Source organism: Peteryoungia wuzhouensis (assembly GCF_003205195.1).
GTDB lineage: Bacteria > Pseudomonadota > Alphaproteobacteria > Rhizobiales > Rhizobiaceae > Allorhizobium > Allorhizobium wuzhouense.
The window spans coordinates 1,175,678-1,195,471 of the sequence record NZ_QJRY01000001.1 but is presented as its reverse complement, the minus strand read 5'-3'; the positions used below and the strand labels follow the sequence as shown (position 1 = coordinate 1,195,471).

General features: G+C 62.9%; 23 protein-coding genes. 17 read left to right on the top strand and 6 right to left on the bottom strand.

Translation table 11 applies throughout. From position 1 onward, the window contains the following. Positions 1-66: 66 nt before the first annotated feature. Together DMY87_RS05915 and DMY87_RS05910 are read right to left on the bottom strand one after the other, a co-directional pair. A complete protein-coding gene (locus DMY87_RS05915; RefSeq protein WP_110790293.1) occupies positions 67-684 on the bottom strand; it encodes a transglutaminase-like cysteine peptidase in 618 nt (205 codons plus the stop codon). 196 nt (positions 685-880) lie between these two features. After that, positions 881-1,684: an alpha/beta hydrolase gene (locus DMY87_RS05910; RefSeq protein WP_110790292.1), complete on the bottom strand. Its 804-nt coding sequence runs from the start codon at positions 1,682-1,684 to the stop codon at positions 881-883. Between the two features lie 180 nt (positions 1,685-1,864). Between DMY87_RS05910 and infC the strand changes: the two genes are divergently transcribed. The 14 genes from infC (at position 1,865) to pheT (ending at position 12,478) form a co-directional block, all read left to right on the top strand. Then, on the top strand, positions 1,865-2,401 hold the full coding sequence (gene infC, locus DMY87_RS05905) for a translation initiation factor IF-3 (RefSeq protein ID WP_110790291.1): 537 nt from the start codon (positions 1,865-1,867) through the stop codon (positions 2,399-2,401). 196 nt (positions 2,402-2,597) lie between these two features. Then, positions 2,598-3,125 carry a hypothetical protein gene (locus DMY87_RS05900; protein WP_110790290.1) on the top strand — a complete coding sequence of 176 codons (528 nt, stop codon included), beginning with the start codon at positions 2,598-2,600 and terminating at the stop codon, positions 3,123-3,125. Between the two features lie 147 nt (positions 3,126-3,272). After that, entirely contained in the window at positions 3,273-3,770 is a 498-nt protein-coding gene (locus DMY87_RS05895; protein WP_110790289.1) for a PepSY domain-containing protein, read from the top strand. A gap of 3 nt (positions 3,771-3,773) precedes the next feature. After that, entirely contained in the window at positions 3,774-4,439 is a 666-nt protein-coding gene (locus tag DMY87_RS05890) for a response regulator transcription factor (RefSeq protein WP_110790288.1), read from the top strand. Continuing rightward, positions 4,436-5,785, top strand: coding sequence for a sensor histidine kinase (locus DMY87_RS05885; RefSeq protein WP_110790287.1), 1,350 nt, complete (start codon positions 4,436-4,438; stop codon positions 5,783-5,785). Before DMY87_RS05890 ends, DMY87_RS05885 begins: the two co-directional genes overlap by 4 nt. Positions 5,786-5,929: 144 nt before the next feature. After that, complete coding sequence (rpmI, locus tag DMY87_RS05880) at positions 5,930-6,133, top strand: 50S ribosomal protein L35 (RefSeq protein WP_054156359.1); 204 nt, start codon at positions 5,930-5,932, stop codon at positions 6,131-6,133. A gap of 38 nt (positions 6,134-6,171) precedes the next feature. Beyond that, on the top strand, positions 6,172-6,576 hold the full coding sequence (gene rplT, locus DMY87_RS05875) for a 50S ribosomal protein L20 (protein WP_110790286.1): 405 nt from the start codon (positions 6,172-6,174) through the stop codon (positions 6,574-6,576). 154 nt (positions 6,577-6,730) lie between these two features. Further along, entirely contained in the window at positions 6,731-7,597 is an 867-nt protein-coding gene (locus tag DMY87_RS05870) for a lipopolysaccharide kinase InaA family protein (protein WP_110790285.1), read from the top strand. A 1-nt stretch (position 7,598) separates the two neighbouring features. After that, positions 7,599-8,684, top strand: coding sequence for a phenylalanine--tRNA ligase subunit alpha (pheS, locus tag DMY87_RS05865; protein WP_110790284.1), 1,086 nt, complete (start codon positions 7,599-7,601; stop codon positions 8,682-8,684). A gap of 55 nt (positions 8,685-8,739) precedes the next feature. After that, positions 8,740-9,069, top strand: coding sequence for a DUF2442 domain-containing protein (locus tag DMY87_RS05860; protein ID WP_245408825.1), 330 nt, complete (start codon positions 8,740-8,742; stop codon positions 9,067-9,069). A 45-nt stretch (positions 9,070-9,114) separates the two neighbouring features. After that, positions 9,115-9,357 carry a DUF4160 domain-containing protein gene (locus tag DMY87_RS05855; RefSeq protein ID WP_110790283.1) on the top strand — a complete coding sequence of 81 codons (243 nt, stop codon included), beginning with the start codon at positions 9,115-9,117 and terminating at the stop codon, positions 9,355-9,357. Then, a complete protein-coding gene (locus DMY87_RS05850; protein ID WP_110790282.1) occupies positions 9,332-9,607 on the top strand; it encodes a DUF2442 domain-containing protein in 276 nt (91 codons plus the stop codon). The genes DMY87_RS05855 and DMY87_RS05850 overlap by 26 nt, the downstream gene beginning before the upstream one ends. Before the next feature lie 6 nt (positions 9,608-9,613). Then, positions 9,614-10,039, top strand: coding sequence for a hypothetical protein (locus DMY87_RS05845; RefSeq protein ID WP_110790281.1), 426 nt, complete (start codon positions 9,614-9,616; stop codon positions 10,037-10,039). 15 nt (positions 10,040-10,054) lie between these two features. Then, the gene (pheT, locus tag DMY87_RS05840) at positions 10,055-12,478 is read left to right on the top strand and encodes a phenylalanine--tRNA ligase subunit beta (RefSeq protein ID WP_110790280.1); all 2,424 of its coding nucleotides are present in this window, start codon (positions 10,055-10,057) and stop codon (positions 12,476-12,478) included. 136 nt (positions 12,479-12,614) lie between these two features. On the opposite strand, the gene DMY87_RS24120 is transcribed toward pheT, so the two are convergent. From DMY87_RS24120 to DMY87_RS05830, 3 genes are all read right to left on the bottom strand, one after another. Next, a complete protein-coding gene (locus tag DMY87_RS24120) occupies positions 12,615-12,776 on the bottom strand; it encodes a hypothetical protein (protein WP_165826146.1) in 162 nt (53 codons plus the stop codon). A 152-nt stretch (positions 12,777-12,928) separates the two neighbouring features. After that, positions 12,929-13,951 (bottom strand): ribosome small subunit-dependent GTPase A, encoded by a 1,023-nt coding sequence (rsgA, locus tag DMY87_RS05835; RefSeq protein ID WP_110790398.1) that lies wholly within the window; start codon positions 13,949-13,951, stop codon positions 12,929-12,931. Between the two features lie 162 nt (positions 13,952-14,113). Further along, positions 14,114-15,022 (bottom strand): DMT family transporter, encoded by a 909-nt coding sequence (locus DMY87_RS05830; protein WP_110790279.1) that lies wholly within the window; start codon positions 15,020-15,022, stop codon positions 14,114-14,116. A 180-nt stretch (positions 15,023-15,202) separates the two neighbouring features. Here DMY87_RS05830 and DMY87_RS05825 point away from each other — a divergent pair, with 180 nt between their 5' ends. Both DMY87_RS05825 and DMY87_RS05820 read left to right on the top strand, forming a co-directional pair. Beyond that, positions 15,203-16,096, top strand: a complete 894-nt coding sequence (locus tag DMY87_RS05825) for a helix-turn-helix transcriptional regulator (RefSeq protein ID WP_483428577.1) — start codon at positions 15,203-15,205, stop codon at positions 16,094-16,096. Between the two features lie 140 nt (positions 16,097-16,236). Next, positions 16,237-17,694 carry a sensor domain-containing diguanylate cyclase gene (locus DMY87_RS05820; protein WP_110790278.1) on the top strand — a complete coding sequence of 486 codons (1,458 nt, stop codon included), beginning with the start codon at positions 16,237-16,239 and terminating at the stop codon, positions 17,692-17,694. A gap of 70 nt (positions 17,695-17,764) precedes the next feature. Here the strand turns inward: DMY87_RS05820 and DMY87_RS05815 are convergent, their stop codons facing one another. Next, a complete protein-coding gene (locus DMY87_RS05815) occupies positions 17,765-18,760 on the bottom strand; it encodes an aldo/keto reductase (protein WP_110790277.1) in 996 nt (331 codons plus the stop codon). 141 nt (positions 18,761-18,901) lie between these two features. Here DMY87_RS05815 and DMY87_RS05810 point away from each other — a divergent pair, with 141 nt between their 5' ends. Continuing rightward, positions 18,902-19,792, top strand: coding sequence for a LysR family transcriptional regulator (locus tag DMY87_RS05810; RefSeq protein WP_110790276.1), 891 nt, complete (start codon positions 18,902-18,904; stop codon positions 19,790-19,792). Positions 19,793-19,794: the final 2 nt, after the last annotated feature.

Below are 19,794 nucleotides of genomic sequence, written 5' to 3'. Positions count from 1 at the left end.
GAAGGAATGCGCCAACTACTTCAAATCCTGCGGATATGACCCCGAGTAAAGTGGACGTGCTCTAGCTTATTGAAGCGCGCCGACGAGAACGTCGGACGTGCCGTTCTCGATCGTCACCCAGCGGCCGCTGTCGGTCGACGACTGGCGCTTGAGGAAGGTGTAATGCGTCTCGCTCCAGAGCTTGACGTCGTCGTTGAGGTTGTCGAGCACGAAGTCACCGGCCTGGCTGCGCACGGTCAGCACGGCATGGCCTTCGCCATCCGGCTTGCGCACGACCGTGATCAGGAGGTCGGCCACGGAGAAGCCGGCTTCCATCAGCTTCTTGCGCTTCAGGAGGACGAAATCCTCGCAGTCACCGACATCGGTCGGATAGGCCCAGACCTCTTCGCGGCCATAGATCTGCTCGTCGGTCATCGGCACGATGGCATGGTTGACCGAGGCATTGACGTCATGGATCAGGCCCCAGCCGTGATCGGTGATCTTCGGCGGGGTCGAGGGGCGGGTGCGCATGGCGCATTCCTGCGGCAGCGACTTGCAGAATTCGTAATGGCCAATCGGCTGGGACGTGATCTGCCCGGTAATCATCGAGCGTGACAGCGATGATGCCGAATGACCGGCATGGGCGGGCGCCAGAACCGCTGCAGCAATGATCAGCGCCTTGATGGCGCGTGAACCGTTCGTCATGAACCTGTCCCCTGTATCCTTAACAAAACGTTAAGATTGCTACAGGGCATGAGTCAACGTGGCCGGGGACGAACTCCCCCGCAATTCGGTCACTATGGTTAAAATGCGACAGTTCCAACCGGCGGACGGGCCAGAATGTTCCCGCCCTGTCAGGATTATCCTGACGCCGGCGTATCCGGGACGTCGGTCGACGCCGTCAGATCATCGACAGGATGGCCGCTTTCATCCGCGCAATGTCCTCGGGCCGGGACAGACGGTGGTCGCCGTCGCGCACCAGCGTCAGCACCACGTCATCGAGCGGCAGGAATTCCATCAGCTTCAGAGCGTGGGTATGGGGCACGTCCGGATCCTTCATGCCCTGCAGGATATGCACCGGGCAGCCGGTCTCGATCAGTCCCGTCAGCACCCGGTTTTCCCGCCCGTCCTCGATCAGCGCACGGGTAAAGATGTTCGGCTCGGGGCTGTAGTCCGACGGTTCCTCGAAGAAGCCCCGCTCTTCAAGCGACCGGCGCTCGGCCTCGGTGAGGCTGGGTTCGATGAGTTCGGAGGTGAAATCCGGCGCCGGCGCGATCAGGACGAGGCCGGCAACGGTGAAGCCGAGGCGGAGCCTGCGGGCTTCCTGGATGACGCGAAGCGCAATCCAGCCACCCATCGATGAGCCGATGAGGATGACGCGCCGGGCGCCCGAGGCCGAGATCACCGCAAGCGCCTCCTCGGTCCAGCGCGAGATGGTGCCTTCGGCGAAATCGCCGCCGGAAACGCCATGGCCGGAATAGTCGAAGCGGATCGCGCCGATCCCATGCTCGGCGGCAAGCGCGTCCATCTCGATCGCCTTCGTCCCGGACATGTCGGAGCGATAGCCGCCGAGCCACACCAGCACCGGCCTGTCCGCGCCCGCATCCGGCGCGGCCAACCGCTCGATGACGCTGATCGGCCGCGCCGAAACCCCGGTGCCGACGGTGAGGGTCTTTTCGCTGAGGATGTTCGCGGGCTGGTTCATGACGTGCTCCGATTCGCTGCAGGGGTGTAAAACACATTCAGGAAGTGACCGACAACAGGTGATTTTCTTTGCGAGCCATGCTATTGACTCTGCCGACACAAGTATCACATAGCCCTGTCACGCGTATGCGCGCGGACCAGGACCGCATGCATTTCGAAATAGTTCGAGGAGAATACGACCATTCGCAGACCGTTTAAGACCGATGCCCCCGTTAAGGATGGGCCGCGCTCCAACCGAGAAATTCGCATACCCAAGGTCCAGTTGATCAACGAAGAAGGCCAGAACCTCGGTGTCGTGCCGACGGATCAGGCGTTGCGTATGGCGGAAGAGGCCGGATTGGATCTGGTCGAGATTTCGCCCAATGCGGAGCCGCCGGTCTGCAAGATCCTCGATCTGGGCAAGCTGAAATACGCCAACCAGAAGAAGGCGGCTGAAGCGCGCAAGAAGCAGAAGATCGTCGAAGTCAAAGAAATCAAGATGCGGCCGAACATCGACACCCATGACTATGAGGTGAAGATGAAGGCGATGAACCGCTTCTTCGAAGAAGGCGACAAGGTCAAGGTGACCCTGAAGTTCCGCGGCCGCGAAATGGCCCACCAGGAACTCGGCATGAAGCTTCTTCTGCAGGTCAAGGAAGACACGCTGGCGATCGCCAAGGTGGAAGCCGAACCCAAGCTCGAAGGTCGCCAGATGATGATGGTGCTCGCTCCGAAGTGAGCCTGAGGCCGGCTCCGCCGCCGCACCTGTCGGAATTGAAGAAGCCGCCGCAAGGCGGCTTTTTCGTGCGTGAACCGTGCATCCGGTCAGATTGCACGGATTGCTGACAGAATGCTGACCGTCGGCTTGGCCGGTCTGTCAGTCGGCACAATGCATGATCCTTCCATCGAATATGTCTAATTATGGAGGAAGCATCATGACTGCACGCATCCGACGCACCCTTCTCGCGTCCGGCACGGCGGTGCTCGCGCTCGCCCTTCTGCCGGCCGTGGGCGCCATGGCCCCGGCCCCGCTCTCCGCGCTCATGCAGCAACAGGCCCAGGCTCGTGGCGGCAGCGACGATGGCAATGACAGCGGCAGCGATGACAGCCATGAGAGTGGTCGTGACGACTCCGGACGTGGTTCGGGCCATCACGATTCCAGTGACGACGGCCCGGATCACGACAAGGGCGACGACCACGGCGGCGACCGCGCCGCCGGCGATAGCGACGACAGCGCCGACGACGACCGCATGGATGACGGTGAGGGTGGAAATCGCGATGAAATCCGTCTGATCGTCAACGATGCACAGTTGCAGGGCCTGCTCAACGGGTCGATGGTCCCGGTCGATCAGAACGGCAAGCGTCTGCGCTTCGAGACCGAAGCGGAACATGGCCGAACCGAAATCAAGCTGCGGGCGCCCAAGGGCACGCTGACCGGCGTCACCGTCATTCCGGCCCCCTAAGCCGGTGCCAACGGCGATGCCCTAGCCGCCGCGGGACCATCGCCGTTTTACCCCGTCCGGCCCCCACCGGACGGGGCTAATCATTTGTCAGTTGGCGGCCGCGCATGGTCGCGCTAGGCTGGCCCCCCGCTACTGATCGAGCCCGTGATGGACCGCCGCCGCTTTCTGTTCCTGCTTCTTGCCGTGTCTTGTGTCGCCACGCCGCTTGCGTGGGCGCCGCAGGCTGCCGCAAAGGACGGAAGCGACGACAGCGGTCACGGCGGCGGCGACGATGGCGGAAGCGACGGCGGTTCCGGCGGCGGTGATGACCACAGCGGCAGGGACAACGGCAGCGACGATGATGGCAATCATGACGGCGGGGACGATGACAAGGGCGGCAATGAAGGCAGCAGCGGATCGGGACGATCGCAACCGGACCGTGATCATCAGCGCGCCCGCGAGGCTGTCGGCGAGGGGCGCATCTTGCCGCTGAAGGACATTTTGAAGCGCGTGCAAGAAATGGGCGGCGGGCGCGTCATCTCGGTCAATCTCGATCTCGAGGCACGCAAGCCCTTTTATACGCTGAAGGTCCAGAAAGGCGCCACCGTTCGCACCCTGAAGCTGGATGCCGCAAGCGGCCGGCGCCTGACCCTGTTTGGATGGTGAACGATGCGCATATTGCTGGCTGAAGATGATGCGACCATTGCCGACTATACCCGGTCGAAGCTGGAGGCGGAGGGCTTCGTCGTCCATCACCTGACATCGGGTCCCGAGGTCTGGGCAGAAGGCGAGACGGGTGACTATACCGCGATTGTGCTCGATCTCGGCCTTCCGGGCATGGACGGCTTGTCGATCCTAAAACGCTGGCGGGCGGCCGGCCTCGAAACGCCGATCCTCGTCCTGACCGCGCGTGGGTCCTGGATGGAGCGGGTTGACGGTTTTGAAGCCGGCGCCGATGACTACCTGCCCAAGCCCTTCCGCAATGAGGAGCTGATCGCAAGGCTGAAGGCGCTGCTGCGCCGGGCCGGCGGGCGCATCAAGACCAAAGCCTCGGCTGGTGGTTTCGTGATTGACGATGCGGCACGGCGTGTGACCTTTGAAGGGCGCCCGATCGAACTGACGCCGCTTGAGTACCGGCTTCTGTCGCTGCTCGTCACGGAACCGGCGCGGGTGTTCGATCCGCTGGAAATCGCCCGCCAGGTCCAGGGCCGCGACGACGATGCCGCCAAGAATGCCGTCGAAGCGATGATCGCGCGGATCCGCCGCAAGACCCATCCGCTGGCCATCGCCACCCGGCGGGGCTTCGGCTACACGCTGTCGGGCGACGGCGCATGATGCAGTCTCTGCGCCTGCGCCTGGTGATCGGTGCCGTCCTGGCGATCGCCTTCGTGCTGGTGCTGGTCGGCTTCGGGCTCAGTCGGGTCTTCTCCACCTATGCCGCCGATCGTTATCGCGCCGATATGTCGGCGATCATGGATCAACTGGCCGCGAGCATTGAGATCCGCAAGGGCGAGCCTGTTGTCACCAACGAGCCGAGCGATCCGCGGTTCGGCCTGCCCGGAAGCGGCCTGTATTGGCAGGTGATTGCCGAGGATGGCCGGGTGATCCGGTCGCGCTCCCTCTGGGATGTCGAATTGCCCTTGTCCGCCCTTCATGCCGGCCCCTACGGCTTTCGTGAGACGGAAGGCCCCGATGGCGCGCCGATCCTCGTCGATCTCCGCTGGATCGACCTCGAAACCCCAGGCGGCACCCGCCCTTTCACGCTGTTCGCGGCTTTCGACCGCAAGGTGATCGACGATGCGATCTCCGAGTATCATGGCTCGATGGCCGTGATGCTCGCCGCCACCGCAGCCGTTCTGCTCGCCGCAGCCATGCTGCAGATCGGGATCGGGCTTGCCCCGCTGTCGCGTCTCCAGGCGAGCCTCGCGCGGGTGCGCTCCGGCCTCCTGGACCACTTCGAGGGGGAGGGGCCGACGGAGCTGAAGCCACTGGTGCTGGAACTGAACCAGTTGCTGCAGGAGCGCGAAACGGCTGTCGAGCGGGCAAGGGCGCGTGCAAGCGATCTTGCCCACGGTCTGAAAACCCCGCTGACGGTGCTCCTGCACGTGGCCGACGGGCTGCCCGATCCGGAAAAGGCGCTGATCCGCCAGCAGGTCGACCTCATCCGGCAGCGGGCGGACAGGCAGCTGCAATCGGCCCGGCTCGGGGTGGAGCAAATGGCGCAGACGCGGCTTGCGTCTCTCGCCGGCAAGCTGGTCTCGGTGCTGATGCCGGTCACGACGGCGCGCGGCATCGACTGGAACCTCCGGCTTGACGATACGCTGACGGTCGACATGGATCCCGCCGATCTCGCCGAAGCCCTCGGCAACGTGCTGGACAACGCGACCCGGTTTGCGTCGAGCGTCATCTCGGTGTCCGCCGAACGAAAGGGCGATCGCATCCGCCTTTGTGTCGAGGATGACGGTCCCGGTGTCGAGGAGGCAGCCCTGGCCGAGATTGCCGGGCGTGGCGTGCATCTGGGTGAGGGGGAAGGGTCGGGGCTCGGGCTTGCGATCAGCGCCGACGTGCTGTCGGCCTATGGTGGCGGGCTTTCCTTCGCCCGCTCTGCACTTGGCGGATTGCAGGTCACGCTGACTTTGCCGTCACGCATGCATGACGGAAAACCCGACGGCGAAGAATAAAATCCACGCCCCGTTGCGCTTTTTCGGGTCTGCGGTTATAAGCGCCCGTCCGAACGGTCCGGCAGGGCATGCCGTGGCCGTTCTTTATGCTTGAAAACGGGCATTCGTCTGCCTGTTTCGATACAAGAACAATGGAGTAGCAAAATGCCCAAGATGAAGACGAAATCCTCCGCCAAAAAGCGGTTCAAGATCACTGCAACCGGCAAGGTCCTCGCGGCTGGCGCCGGCAAGCGCCACGGCATGATCAAGCGGTCCAACAAGTTCATCCGCAACGCTCGCGGCACGATGGTTCTCGCCGAAGCTGACGGCAAGAAGGTCATCAAGAACTACCTGCCGAACGGTCTCTGAGACCCCACGCTTTTTGGATCATTTAAGGAGATCATGACATGGCACGCGTAAAACGTGGCGTAACTTCCCGCGCCAAGCACAACAAGGTATTCAAGGCAGCCAAGGGCTTCTACGGCCGCCGCAAGAACACGATCCGCGCCGCAAAGGCTGCCGTTGATCGTTCGAAGGCATTCGCCTACCGCGACCGCAAGGTCAACAAGCGCAACTTCCGCGCACTGTGGATCCAGCGTATCAACGCTGCCGTCCGCGAATTCGGCCTGACCTACGGCCGCTTCATCGACGGCCTGAACAAGGCTGGCATCGAAGTCGACCGCAAGGTTCTCTCCGACCTCGCCATCCATGAGCCGGCAGCATTCGCGAAGCTCGTTGAAGCTTCCAAGAACGCGCTCGTCTACCTCAAGGACGCCGGCACGGCCAACGAGTTTGAAAGCGCGGTCAAGTAAGCCAGCGCTTCCCGAACGTTTGACATCTTGGGAAACCCGCGCTGGACGACCGGCGCGGGTTTTTCTTTGCGATCGCGCCTGACCGGCGTGAAGGGCAGAGCGACTAAAAGAGGCAAGGACGCGCGCTGGAAACGGGCGTGTTGATGGAGCTGACATGGCATATCCGGATGGGCCGGGCGCCGCGATCGAAGACGGGATCCTGCTCGGCAGTGACGAGATCGGCGAGCTGCTGCGCGCGATGATGCAAAGCGACGGCCGCGTGCAGCGGCTGGAGCTGAAGGACCGCACCGTCTGGATCAAGCGCCAGGGCGGCAAGGTTCTGCCGCCGCTGGTGGCGGTGCAGGGCTTCTTTGCGGCCCTCTTCCGCATTCCCGTTCTCAGACCTTCGCCGCAGCTTTCGCCCGAGGCCATGCAGGCACGGGAGGTCTCCCGCATCCGCGCCTTTGCTGCGGCGGGTTTTCCGGTGCCGAAGATCGTCTACGCCTCAGCCACCGCAATGGTCATGTCCGATGTCGGCCCGACGATCGACCGTCGCATGAGGGAGATGCGCAATGCCGATCCGGTGGCGCATGATGCCTTCTTGATCCAGGTGGCGGAGGCGCTGGGCAGGGTCCATGCCGCAGGGCTGAGCCACGGCCGGCCGCATGTGCGGGATTTTTTCCTCGAAGACGGTGCGGTCGGTTTCATGGACTTCGAAGAAGACCCGGCCTCGGTCATGCCACTCGCCATGGCCCAGGCGCGCGACGTCCTGCTCTACTTCCTCGTCGTGACCGCCTTCGCGGTTAACCCCGAGGCCACCTGTCCGGCGGCCCTTGAGGCCTGGCTTGCCCGGGCGCCGGAAGCGGCCCGCGTCGAATTGGTCAGGCTGACGGCTCTGATCGGCCGAATTTTGCCGCTCGCCCGGTTGATTGGCCGCCTGCACATGGGTAGTGATCTGCGACGCTTTATCATGGCAACTGAATTTCTGATGCGGGTTCCGCCCCTTTCGGTGGATGGCCCGAAGACCGCCAAGGCAGGATGAGATGGTTGAACTAGACGTTTTGAAGGCACAGCTGCTCGCCGAGATCGCCGCAGCCGGCGACGAGGCCGCGATCGAGGCGGTGCGCGTCTCCGCACTCGGCAAGAAGGGCTCGGTCTCCGAACTCCTGAAGACGTTGGGCACGATGACGCCGGAAGAGCGCCAGACGCGCGGTGCGGCGATCAACGCGCTGAAGAATGAGGTGACCGACGAGATTACCACCCGCAAGGCATCCCTCAAGGACGCCGCGATCAATGCGCGCCTGAAGGCAGAGACCGTCGATGTCTCGCTGCCGGTGCGCTCCTCGCCCGCCGAGCGCGGCCGCATCCACCCGATCAGCCAGATCGTCGATGAAATCACCGCGATCTTCGCCGACATGGGTTTCTCGATCGCCGAAGGTCCCGATATCGAGACCGATTATTATAACTTCACGGCGCTGAACTTCCCCGAAGGCCACCCGGCCCGCGAGATGCACGACACCTTCTTCCTCTCGCCCGACGAGAACGGTGACCGCAAGGTGCTGCGCACGCACACCTCGCCGGTGCAGATCCGCACCATGGAAGCCCAGAAGCCGCCGATCCGCATCGTCATTCCGGGCAAGACCTATCGCCAGGACTCAGATGCGACCCATTCGCCGATGTTCCATCAGGTCGAGGGTCTGGTCATCGACAAGACGGCGAATGTCGCCAACATGCGCTGGATCCTGGAAGAGTTCTGCAAGGCTTTCTTCGAGGTCGACAGCGTCACCATGCGCTTCCGCCCGTCCTTCTTCCCGTTCACCGAGCCGAGCTTCGAAGTCGACATCCAGTGCGACCGCTCCTCGGGCCCGATCGTCAAGTTCGGCGAAGGCAAGGACTGGATGGAAATCCTCGGCTGCGGCATGGTGCACCCGAATGTGCTGCGCGCCGGCGGTCTCGATCCGGACGAATACCAGGGCTTTGCCTGGGGCATGGGCCTCGACCGCATCGCCATGCTGAAATACGGCATGCCTGATCTCCGCGACTTCTTCAACGCCGATGTCCGCTGGATGAGCCATTACGGCTTCCGCCCGCTGGATGTGCCGACGCTGTTTGGCGGTTTGAGCGCCTGATCGGCACAATGCGTGGCTGTCCCGCTGCAAGAGGGGCGGCCAGACGGACGGGTGGATGAAACCGCCATTCCGAGTGAATGAAGGCAAATGTGACGTGATTGAACATCTCGACAACATGCGCCCGGTCGACCTGCTTTGCGATGACGACCTGCTGCATGTGGAACTGACGGACGGTCGGATCGTCAGCGTCCCGGTCTGGTGGTACCCGCCCCTTCAGGAGGCGCTGCCGGTGGAGCGGAACAACGTGGAATTCATGCCGTCGAGCATTCACTGGCCCGATATCGATCTCGATGTGACGGTGGTCAGCATGCTCCTCGGAAGACAGGCGTCAGGCGGTCGACCGCTGGACGCTTCGGGCAAGATGCAGATGGGAACGAGACAGTAGGGTTAGGACCTTCAGGTTGAAGGATATTATGCAAGGGTGAGCTTTATGCCGACGGTCCTTCGCAAATATGGGTTCCGTTTCCATTTCTATGGTTTCGATATGGGCGAGCCTCGGCATATCCATGTCACCGGTCACGGTGGCACCGCCAAAATCTGGCTTGAGCCAATAGAACTGGTCGAGGCGAAGGGCTTTAATGCGGTGGACTTGAGACGTATTATGGATGTCGTCAATGATCACCACGGGCAATTTGTGGAGGCATGGAATGAATTTGCCAAGTCTGTATCCTGAAAACGAACGCCCGGTCGAGGCCTGGTGCGACCTTCACAATCTTCACGTTCGGTTGGCGGATGAGCGAGAGGTGATCACACCCTTGTGGTGGTACCCACGTCTTTCTGCGGCAACGCCGGCCCAGAGGAACAAAATTGAGTTGATGCTCGCCGGGGTGCACTGGCCGGATGTCGATGAAGATCTGTCGATCCGAGGGATGCTTGCCGGCTGGAAGTATCCGCAGGCCAAGGCGCCGGAGAAGGCGGCTTAGTTTTCGATGACGATTGCCGAATGGTCGCCTTTCCTGGTCGTAATCCTCTCTGTTGCCGGAGCTGCAGGAACATACGCGTATCAGAAGATCGTTGATCGAAACTCTGCCCTGATCGAGATGAGACGAGCGGCTTATCGCAACTATCTGGGTGCTTTTATAGCGATGTCAGACAGCCCGGAACGGGTTGAAGACGTTCGCCGAAAATACTATCAGGCCGAGGTCGAGCTTCTGGTCGTAGGATCTGACCAGGTAATCCAGGCCGTCGGAAAACTGTCGAACTTCTACGCGGCCACGAACCATGACCGCTTCAACCGAGATGCTGCAGAGGTCCGCCGCCTCGTGGCGGAGATATGCAAAGCAATGCGAGCGGATTGCTTCGAGGAATCAAATCTGTCGATCGAGGAAATTCGAGCAATCGTGCCGATCGCTTAAGGGAAGTAAAAGACAATGAAATTCACACTCTCCTGGCTGAAGGATCACCTGGAAACCGAGGCGTCGCTTGAGCAAATCTGCGAGCGGCTGACCGCGATCGGTCTTGAGGTCGAGGATGTCGATGACAAGGCGGCTTACAAGCCCTTCGTCATCGCCAGGATCCTGACGGCGGAAAAACACCCCGAGGCGGATCGTCTGAAGGTGCTCTCCGTCGATGCCGGCGACGGCAAGCCGGTGCAGATCGTCTGCGGGGCGCCGAATGCCCGAGCCGGCATGATCGGCGCTTTGGCGCGGCCGGGCACCTATGTGCCGGGCATCGATGTGACGCTTTCGGTCGGCAAGATCCGTGGCGTCGAGAGCCATGGCATGATGTGCTCCGAAAAGGAGCTCAACATTTCCGACGACCACAACGGCATCATCGATCTGCCCGAGGATGCGCCCGTGGGCACGTCCTTCGCTTCTTACGCTGGCCTCGACGATCCGGTCATCGAGATCAACCTGACGCCGAACCGTCCGGATTGCACCTCGGTTTTCGGCATTGCCCGTGATCTGGCCGCCTCCGGCCTGGGTAAGCTCAAGGCGCCGAAGGCACCGGCATTCAAGGTCGAGGGTGAGACGCCGGTTGAGGTGAAGCTGGAACTCGAAGACCATCTCTGCCCAGGCTTCGCCTATCGCCTCGTGCGCGGCGTGAAGAACGGCCCGAGCCCGAAATGGATGCAGCAGCGCCTGCTCTCGATCGGCCTGCGCCCGATCTCGGCACTCGTTGACGTTACCAACTACATGACCTTCGACCAGGGTCGCCCCATGCATGTCTTCGATGCCGACAAGGTCAAGGGCGCGCTTGTCGTGCGCCGGGCGAAGGAAGGCGAGGAGATCCTCGCGCTGGACACCCGCACCTACAAGCTGAACCCGAACAATGTCGTCATCGCCGACGACAATGGCCCGGAATCCATCGGCGGCATCATGGGCGGCGAGCATTCGGGCTGCGACGAGAACACCGTCAACGTGCTGATCGAGTCGGCCCTCTGGGATCCGATCAACATCGCCAAGACCGGCCGCGCCCATGGCATCATCACCGATGCGCGCTACCGCTTCGAGCGTGGCGTTGACCCGGAATACATGATCCCGGGTCTGGAGCGCACGACCGAACTGGTGCTGGAGATGTGCGGCGGCACGGCGGCGGCAGCCAAGGTCGAAGGCTACAAGGGCCATCAGAAGAAGGTGGTCGATTTCCCCTATTCGGAAGTGAAACGCCTGACGGGTCTGACCGTCTCCAACGACGAATCGCGCCAGATCCTGACGGCACTCGGCTTCGAGATCCTGTCGGGCGACGACAAGGCCGCCAAGGTTTCGGTTCCGTCCTGGCGTCCTGATGTCGATGGCAAGGCGGACCTCGTCGAAGAGGTCATGCGCATGTTTGGCGTCGACAAGATCAAGCCGGAGCCCCTGCCGCCGACCGGTTCGGTCAATGGCAAGATCCTGACGACGCTGCAGATCCGCACCCGCACGGCGCGCCGGGCGCTTGCCGCGCGCGGCATGCTGGAAGCCGTCACCTGGTCCTTCATCCCGGCAGAACACGCCAAGCTCTTCGGCGGCGGCAGCGAGAAGCTGAAGCTGGTCAATCCGATTGCCGCTGATATGTCCAACATGCGGCCCTCGCTGCTCCCCGGCCTGTTGACGGCCGCCCAGCGCAATGCCGATCGAGGCTTTGGCGATGTGGCGATCTTCGAAGTTTCCGGCACCTATGAAGGCGATACGCCCGACACCCAGCGCCGCGTCGCCGGTGGCGTCCGTCGTGGCACGGCCTCGCTTGCCGGTGCCGGTCGCGCCTGGTCGAACACCGCCAAGGGCGGCGGCAAGCCGGTCGACGTCTTCGACGCCAAGGCCGATGCGCTGGCAGTCCTCGAAGCCTGCGGCATTCCGATTAGCAATGTCCAGATCGAACAGGGTGGTCCTGAATGGTATCACCCCGGCCGGTCCGGCACGATCAAGGCCGGCCCCAAGGTCATCCTCGGCACCTTCGGTGAATTCCACCCGAAGACGCTGGAAGCGCTCGACGTTTCAGGCGCTCTCTGCGGCTTCGAGATCTATGTCGATGCCCTGCCGGAGCCGAAGAAGAAGGCGACCCGCACGAAGGCAGCCCTTGAACTTTCGCCCTTCCAGATGGTGAAGCGCGACTTCGCCTTCGTCGTCGAAAAGGCGGTCGAAGCCGGCGCGATCATCAAGGCCGCAACCAGTGCCGACCGCAAGCTGATCACGGGCGTCAACGTCTTCGACATCTTCGAAGGCGCATCTGTCGGCGAGGGCAAGAAGTCGGTGGCGATCGAAGTGTTGATCCAGCCGGCCGACAAGACCCTGACCGACGAGGATTTCGACGCGCTGACGAAGAAGATCGTCGGCAATGTAGAGAAGTCCACCGGTGGTGCGCTGCGCGCCTAAGCGCGGGTCTGGGTCTGGCAGGCGCTCTGCCGGTCTCCATCGGTCTCCATGAAAAAGCCCTTCCCCCGTCAAACAGGGGAAGGGCTCATTTGTTTCTACCTGATGTCAGCAACGCCAGGGACCTGCGGCGAAAACCTCAAAGGCTGACGCGGCGGCCTTCCTTGTCGGCGGACTTGCGGTCGCTGCCATGCTTGGCAAGGATTGCCTTGGCGTCTTCGACCGAGATGCGGTGCTTCTTGGCGAAGGGGATGGGCTCATAGCCCTTCTGCGCCGCGGGGGCGGTGGTTTCGTCTGCCATGCTGATCTCCAATTCGGAATATGCCCCGGCAGGATGCCGAAGCCCTAGATGTCGCGGTAAACGGGGAAGAAAAGCTCGCACGAGGCGAGCGGATGCGACGCGTGCGAAGGGCGTCGTCTGTATCCCCTATGTAGGGATGTGCGGTCGAAAGCTCAATACTTCTTCTTGCGCAGGGTCTTGTTGCCCTTCGGTCCCGTATAGACAGGCGTGCGGTCGCGGTTCTCCGCCTGAAGCTGACGCCAGCGCTCGAGCCTGTCCGGATCGAGCGTGCCCTCCCGGATCGCGGCCTGCACGGCGCAGCCTTTTTCATGCGAGTGGCTGCAGTCGCGAAACTTGCAATGCGGTGCAAGCTCGGTGATCTCGGCAAACAGCGTGTCGATGCCGTCGGTGACGTCGCTGACATAGAGGGTGCGGATGCCGGGCGTATCGATCACCCAGCCACCGCCCGCAATCGCATGCAAGGAGCGCGCCGTCGTGGTGTGGCGGCCCTTGGCATCCTGCTCGCGGATGGTGCCGGTCTTTTGCGGCTCTCCGGCGCCCGGACCCGACAGCGTGTTGACGAGCGTCGATTTGCCGACACCCGATGAGCCGACCAGCGCCACCGTCTGACCCGGTCCGCACCAGGGCATCAGCGGTTTAATGGCGTCGGGCGAGCGCGCATTGACGATCACCACCGAAAGATCCCGCTGCAGGGCAGATGCCTGCGCGGCATAGGTCTCGGCGTCATCGACCATATCGGCCTTGGTGAGTACGATGACCGGGCGCGTGCCGGCCTCATTGGCCATGATCAGGTAGCGTTCGAGGCGTGCCGGGTTGAAGTCCGCATTGCAGGAGGTGACGACGAAGAGCGTGTCGACATTGGCGGCGGCCAGTTGGTGCCCGATCACGCCTTCGGCGCGGCGCTGGAAGACGGTACGGCGCTCTAGGCGCCGCACGAGTGCCCCGTCATGGGGATCGGCGAGCACCCAGTCACCGACAGCGTAATCGGCCGTGTTGGCATTCGGGGCAAGCGTGATCGAAACGGGGCCGCTGCCGTCGATCGCATCCAGCCGATCGCGGTGCACAGACGAGATGCGCCGCACGAGGAGATGGCTCTCATCGGGGCCAACCTGTTCAGCGAAGAAGGCGGCAAAGCCGAGCCGGTCGAGGGCCGTCGTATCGGTCAGCCGTGTCAAGAGCGGAGCCAAGGCTGGAGAGGTGAGAACATGGTCTGGCTTTCCGGGGCATGTCAGGGGTCTCAGCCCTCATAACGCAGAAAGCGGGCGCTGACGCGCGAAATCTGCGCGTCAGGTCATTTCAAGGCCGTTGCCAGGGTAGGCCGTCTCGCACGCCCCGGCTCAGGCCGGCAGCTTTTCGTCGACGAGCACGGCTTTGCGCGTCGGGAGCTTCGCAAACATCACGGCATTGCCGGCAAGCGTCATCAGCAGGCCGAGGCCTGAGAGCAGGGTCCAGTGATAGTCCTCGTAGAGTGTCGACAGCGTCAGCGCGACCACGGGGAAAAGCACGGTGGCGTAGGCCGCCTTCTGCGAGCCGATGCGCGAAACCAGCATCAGATAGGTGGTGAAGCCGACGACCGAGCCGATCGCCGCGAGATAGAGCATGGCACCGAAATAGGTGAGTGTCGGCGGCGCGACGATCGGGGTGCCGGTGAGGAAAATCAAAGCCAGCAGCGCCAGCGCCCCATAACTCATGCCCCAGGCATTGGCGGTGATCGGCGCGATGCCGGATGCGCTGTTGCGCCGCGAGGCCATGTTGCCGAGCGAGAAGAACAGCGTGCCCAAAGCCGAGAGGCCGATGCCCTTCCAGCTGTCCGGGTTGAGGCTGAACAGAATGTCCACCCCGAAGAGCAGGACGAGACCGGTGGCACCCAAGGCTGCGGCAAGCAGCGTGCGCGGACTGATGCGGTCGCCGAAGAAGAGACGGGCATTGACCGCGTTGTAGATCGTCGCCAGCGAAAACACGACCGAGATCAGGCCCGAGGGCACATAGCTGGCGGCATGGTAGAAGCAGAGGAAGTTGCAGCAGAACAGGCAGAGCGCCTGGGCCAGCACGAAAGGTTGCTGGGCGCGTGTCGGCACCTTCAGCCGCCGAGTGACGACGAGGGCCGCGACCAGAATGAGGGCGGCGGTGGCGAAGCGGTAGAACACCGAGACCAGCACCGGGACGGGGCCGATCTGAAGCGCAATCGCGATCCAGGTCGTACCCCAGATCAGGACGGTGGAGGAAAACAGCAGGAGATTGGTCATGGCGGGTTCAATTCGGTCTTGTGCAGCGAGCGGGCAGTCATGCCGGGTGCCGCGTCATGGCGTTGTCAGTGACTTGAGCGCCGGTCCGATTGAGAATTCTTGCATGATCTTGCGGTGAACTGCGCCGAAGCGTGCGACGGGCGCGGCGGATGGGTGGCGCAGGAGCCGTCTTGCGCTAGAATGCGCCGAGATCATCGGACCATTCTCATGCTGCATGCCTCGTCCGTCTTCAGTTCGCTGTCCGCTTCGTCCCGTGCCGAGCGGCTGCATGCGCTCGACCTCGGCGAGGGCAGGGCCAGCGCCCTCTGGCGCAACAGCCATGACCGGATGCGCTACGAGCGCGCCGATGGCCACACGTTCAGCTGTTACCTCTTCGGCGGGGACGGCACCCGCCGTATCGACGCCGGCTCCATTCATGGTTGGCCGGGTGCGCTCTGCATCATGCCCGAGGGCGCTTCGTCGGAGTGGGAAATCACCGACACTTTCGATTTCGTCCATCTCTATGTTTCGGATCAGGAGCTGCGACGGCTTTTTTCCGAGACCTTCGACCGCGATGCGCGGCTCATGGTCATTCCGGAAACGACCTTCGGTGAAGCGCCGCAGCTGGCCGGTGCCCTCGGGCAGCTTGCCCAGGCGACGCGAAGCGGGGACCGGCTTTGGGCAGAACAGGCGCTGACGGCATCCGTCGGGCATCTCTTCCTTGATCCGCGATATGGCGGCGAGAAGGCCGTGACCCTGCGTGGCGGTCTCGCCCCTGCGGTTCGTCGGCGGTTGATCGAGTTTATCGACTCGGCGCTCCATCGCACGATCACGCTGCAGGAACTGGCGACCCTGGCGGGCCTGAGCGAATTCCATCTGCAGCGCATGTTCAGTCTCAGTTGCGGTGTCTCGCCCCATGGCTTCATCATGAACCGCCGCATCGACCGCGCCCGCCGCATGCTGGAAGGCGTGGAGCCGATTGCCCAGATCGCCAGCGCCTGCGGCTTCAGCAGCCAGAGCCACCTGACGCGCATGTTCAAGACGGTGACCGGCACGACACCGTCCGCCTATCGGCGCGGTATCACGAGAAGCTGAGACCGCCGCTCGCCCCGCAGGCGCAGGTGAGCCGCTTTCAACCCTTTGCGAGCAACAGAGCGTTAATCAACTCTACCTAGGGTGCGGGTTGTGCTCCATCCTATTCCGTATGACGCGATGAATTCAGACAGGCTAGTTTCATGACCGATTCCATCGATTCGAACATCTTTGAACTCGCCCCGATTGCGATGTGGATCGAGGATTTCAGCGCGGTGAAGGCGCAGTTCGACGAGTGGCGCGCGGGCGGCGTGACCGACCTGCGCAGCTTTCTGCGACAGGATGTGTCACGCGTGGCGGAATGCTCGGCCAAGATCCGCATCCTGAAGGTCAACCGCAAGACGCTCGAACTGTTCGAGGCGGCCAGCCTGGAAGAGCTTTCCGGCAATCTCGACAAGGTTTTCCGCGATGACATGTGGGAAACCCATATCAACGAGCTGACGGATCTCTGGGATGGCAGGACGGAATTCGTCGGGGCCACGGCGAATTATACGCTCTCCGGGCGCCGGCTCGACATTCAGCTGCGCGGCTCCGTTCTGCCTGGTCACGAGGAGACGCTTGGCCAGCTGCTCGTCACAACCGAGGACGTCACCGATCGGGAAGATGCGCGGCGCGCCGAACAGGAAAATCGTCGTTATGCCGAAGGGGTCTTCGAGCATTCGCCCGTGTCGCTCTGGATCGAGGATTTCAGCGGCATTCACACCCTGCTTGAGGATGTGCGTGCCCGCGGCATCGTGGACTTTCGCGTCTTCACCGATGTTCATCCCGAATTCGTGCGCCAATGCATGTCCGAAATCCGGATCCTTGATGTCAACCAGGCGACCCTCGATCTCTTCGGGGCGCCGGATCGGCAGACGCTCCTGATGCGCCAGAGCGAAATCTTTCGCGGCGAGATGGAAAAACCATTCCGGGAGCAGTTGGTCGATCTCTGGGAAAATCGTCTCTTCCACAGCCGCGAAGTGGTCAACTACGCCCTCGACGGCAGCGAGCGGCATATCCTCCTGAACTTTGCGGTGTTCCCCGGCCATGAGCACGACTGGTCGCGGGTGCAGGTGGCCCTCACCGACATCACGGCCCGCAAGAAGGCCGAAGCCTATCTCGAATATCTCGGCAAACACGACATTCTGACCAAGCTGCACAACCGCGCCTTCTATACGGACGAACTGAACCGGCTGGAGCGCAAGTCACTGCGCCCGGTCTCGGCCATCGTCATCGACCTCAACGGTTTGAAGGAGGCTAATGACGAGCGTGGGCATGATGCCGGCGATCAGCTGTTGCGGCGCTTCGGCGAGGTGCTGAACAGCGTCGTGAAGCCGCCGCATCACGCGACGCGCATCGGCGGCGACGAATTTGCCGTCCTGATGCCGGGCGCGGATCACCAGGTTGCCCTCGGCATGGCCGAAACGATCAACGAGATCCTCAAGATCAACAACCAGTTCTATTCGGATGCCGTGTTGAGCATCTCGATGGGCGCGGCGACGAGTGAACCGGGCGAAAGCATGGAGGCGCTGATGAAACGCGCCGACGACGCGATGTATGAAAACAAGCGCTCGTTTTACGCTGGAAAACCGGCGGCCGAGGGGCGGAGCTCCAGAACCTGAGCGCATCAGGCCCACCGGACGTTCCGGGAGGGCGAGACGGGGGACGCGGAGACAGCCTCCCCCTATCCGGCTAGCGTCCGGCCATCTTCGCCATGCTTTCATTGTAGCGAGCGCCGGCCACCTTGTCGGGGGCAACCAGGGCGCCCAGTGTGGCCAGATCTTCGGGCGAGAGCATGATCGCGGTCGCCGCGACATTGCTTTCCAGATTGGCGATCTTGGTGGTGCCGGGGATCGGCACGATGAAATCGCCCTGCGCCAGCACCCAGGCGAGCGCCAATTGACCGGCGGCGACGCCCTTTGCCGCAGCCATCTCTTCCAGTGCCGTGACCAGTGCCAGATTGGCATCGAAATTCGCCTGGTCGAAGCGCGGCAGTCCGCGGCGGAAATCATTCGCCCCGAGCTTGCCGAGATCCTTGAGAGCCCCCGTCAGCATGCCGCGCCCGAGCGGTGAAAAGGGCACGAAGCCGATGCCGAGCTCGCGGCAGGTGTCGAAGACACCGTTGGTTTCAGGGTCGCGGGTCCAGAGCGAATATTCGCTCTGGATGGCCGCAATCGGATGCACCGCATGCGCTCGCCGGAGCGTCGCAGCACTCGCCTCGGAAAGGCCGAGTGCGCGCACCTTGCCTTCCTTCACGAGATCCGCCATGGCGCCGACCGTCTCTTCGATCGGCACGTCGGGATCGACACGGTGCTGGTAGAAGAGATCGATCACCTCGACGCCAAGCCGCTTCAGCGAGGCATCCGCTACCGCGCGCAGGTGTTCCGGCCGGCTGTCGAGGCCCGAGGGCCGGGCGGCCTTCGCCTGGTCGCCGATGGTGAAGCCGAACTTGGTGGCGATGAGCACCCGATCCCGATGTTTGCGCAGGATCTTGCCGACAAGTTCCTCATTGGTGAAGGGACCGTAGACTTCGGCGGTGTCGAAGAAGGTGACACCGAGATCGACGGCCCGGTCAATCAGGGCCTGGGCGGAGGCCTCGTCGATATTGGTGCCATAGGCATGGCTCATGCCCATGCAGCCGAGACCGATGGCGGAAGGGGAAAGGGAACCGAGACGACGGGATTGCATGATGGCCTCCTTCAAGGAGTGTTCGGGAACCAGGATACCATGCCGATGCGGACCGGCACAGCAGGTAGAGGCAATCTAGGGCGTCCGATGAGTTCTGAAAATGGGTGCGGATCGTGATGGGTTGTTCTATCATTTGGAATTATGAACCGAACTCAACTCTCCCAGCTGGCGGTACTGGCCGCCGTTGCGCGGCATGGAAGCTTCCGCGCGGCGGCCACGGAGCTGGGCATCGCTCCTTCGGCCGTCACCCACGCGATCTCGGCGCTCGAAAGCAGTGTCGGGTTGCGGCTCATGGCGCGCACCACGCGCAGCGTCGCCCCGACCGAGGAAGGGCGCAGACTTCTCGACGTGCTGGGTCCGGCGCTGGGTGACATCGAAGCCGCGCTGACGGCCCTGTCCGACGGACGCGACAAGCCGGCCGGTCCCTTGCGCATCACCATGCCGCTCCTTGCCGCACGGGATCTGATCGCCCCGCGTCTCGGCGAATTCGTGCGGCTCTATCCCGATATCGAACTGGAGATCGTCACCGACGACCGGTTCGAGGATATCGTCGAGAAAGGCTTCGACGCCGGCTTGCGGCTTGGTGAACATCTGGAAGCCGACATGGTCGCCGTGCGGGTGAGCGGGTCGTGGCGGGGCGCCGTCGTCGGCGCGCCGGGCTATTTCGAGAGCCACCCGAAGCCGATCCATCCGCGCGATCTCGCAAGCCATATCTGCATCCGCCGGCGGTTTTCCAGCGGCACCCTCTATCGCTGGGAATTCGAGAAGGACGGCAGGGCGATCGCGGTGGATGTCCGGGGCGGCCTGATCCTCTCCGACCAGAGCCTGATGCGCCAAGCGGCCCTGGATGGGGCAGGGCTCGCCTATGTTTTCGATGCCCGCATCGAGGCGGACATCGAGGGAGAGCGTCTGGTGCGCGTGCTCGACGACTGGTGCCCGCCCTTTGACGGCTTCTCGATCTACTATCCGAGCCGCCGTCAGATGCGCCCTGCGCTGCGCGCCTTCATCGATTTCTTCCGCTGGCGCGGGTGATG

Excerpts from the sequence above, each read along its gene's own strand:
- DMY87_RS05915 (WP_110790293.1), bottom strand. The coding sequence starts at position 684 with ATGACGAACGGTTCACGCGCCATCAAGGCGCTGATCATTGCTGCAGCG.
- DMY87_RS05910 (WP_110790292.1), bottom strand. The coding sequence starts at position 1,684 with ATGAACCAGCCCGCGAACATCCTCAGCGAAAAGACCCTCACCGTCGGC.
- DMY87_RS05900 (WP_110790290.1), top strand. The coding sequence starts at position 2,598 with ATGACTGCACGCATCCGACGCACCCTTCTCGCGTCCGGCACGGCGGTG.
- DMY87_RS05895 (WP_110790289.1), top strand. The coding sequence starts at position 3,273 with ATGGACCGCCGCCGCTTTCTGTTCCTGCTTCTTGCCGTGTCTTGTGTC.
- DMY87_RS05890 (WP_110790288.1), top strand. The coding sequence starts at position 3,774 with ATGCGCATATTGCTGGCTGAAGATGATGCGACCATTGCCGACTATACC.
- DMY87_RS05885 (WP_110790287.1), top strand. The coding sequence starts at position 4,436 with ATGATGCAGTCTCTGCGCCTGCGCCTGGTGATCGGTGCCGTCCTGGCG.
- rpmI (WP_054156359.1), top strand. The coding sequence starts at position 5,930 with ATGCCCAAGATGAAGACGAAATCCTCCGCCAAAAAGCGGTTCAAGATC.
- rplT (WP_110790286.1), top strand. The coding sequence starts at position 6,172 with ATGGCACGCGTAAAACGTGGCGTAACTTCCCGCGCCAAGCACAACAAG.
- DMY87_RS05870 (WP_110790285.1), top strand. The coding sequence starts at position 6,731 with ATGGCATATCCGGATGGGCCGGGCGCCGCGATCGAAGACGGGATCCTG.
- pheS (WP_110790284.1), top strand. The coding sequence starts at position 7,599 with ATGGTTGAACTAGACGTTTTGAAGGCACAGCTGCTCGCCGAGATCGCC.
- DMY87_RS05860 (WP_245408825.1), top strand. The coding sequence starts at position 8,740 with ATGAAACCGCCATTCCGAGTGAATGAAGGCAAATGTGACGTGATTGAA.
- DMY87_RS05855 (WP_110790283.1), top strand. The coding sequence starts at position 9,115 with ATGCCGACGGTCCTTCGCAAATATGGGTTCCGTTTCCATTTCTATGGT.
- DMY87_RS05850 (WP_110790282.1), top strand. The coding sequence starts at position 9,332 with ATGAATTTGCCAAGTCTGTATCCTGAAAACGAACGCCCGGTCGAGGCC.
- DMY87_RS05845 (WP_110790281.1), top strand. The coding sequence starts at position 9,614 with ATGACGATTGCCGAATGGTCGCCTTTCCTGGTCGTAATCCTCTCTGTT.
- pheT (WP_110790280.1), top strand. The coding sequence starts at position 10,055 with ATGAAATTCACACTCTCCTGGCTGAAGGATCACCTGGAAACCGAGGCG.
- DMY87_RS24120 (WP_165826146.1), bottom strand. The coding sequence starts at position 12,776 with ATGGCAGACGAAACCACCGCCCCCGCGGCGCAGAAGGGCTATGAGCCC.
- DMY87_RS05830 (WP_110790279.1), bottom strand. The coding sequence starts at position 15,022 with ATGACCAATCTCCTGCTGTTTTCCTCCACCGTCCTGATCTGGGGTACG.
- DMY87_RS05825 (WP_483428577.1), top strand. The coding sequence starts at position 15,203 with ATGCGCCGAGATCATCGGACCATTCTCATGCTGCATGCCTCGTCCGTC.
- DMY87_RS05820 (WP_110790278.1), top strand. The coding sequence starts at position 16,237 with ATGACCGATTCCATCGATTCGAACATCTTTGAACTCGCCCCGATTGCG.
- DMY87_RS05815 (WP_110790277.1), bottom strand. The coding sequence starts at position 18,760 with ATGCAATCCCGTCGTCTCGGTTCCCTTTCCCCTTCCGCCATCGGTCTC.
- DMY87_RS05810 (WP_110790276.1), top strand. The coding sequence starts at position 18,902 with ATGAACCGAACTCAACTCTCCCAGCTGGCGGTACTGGCCGCCGTTGCG.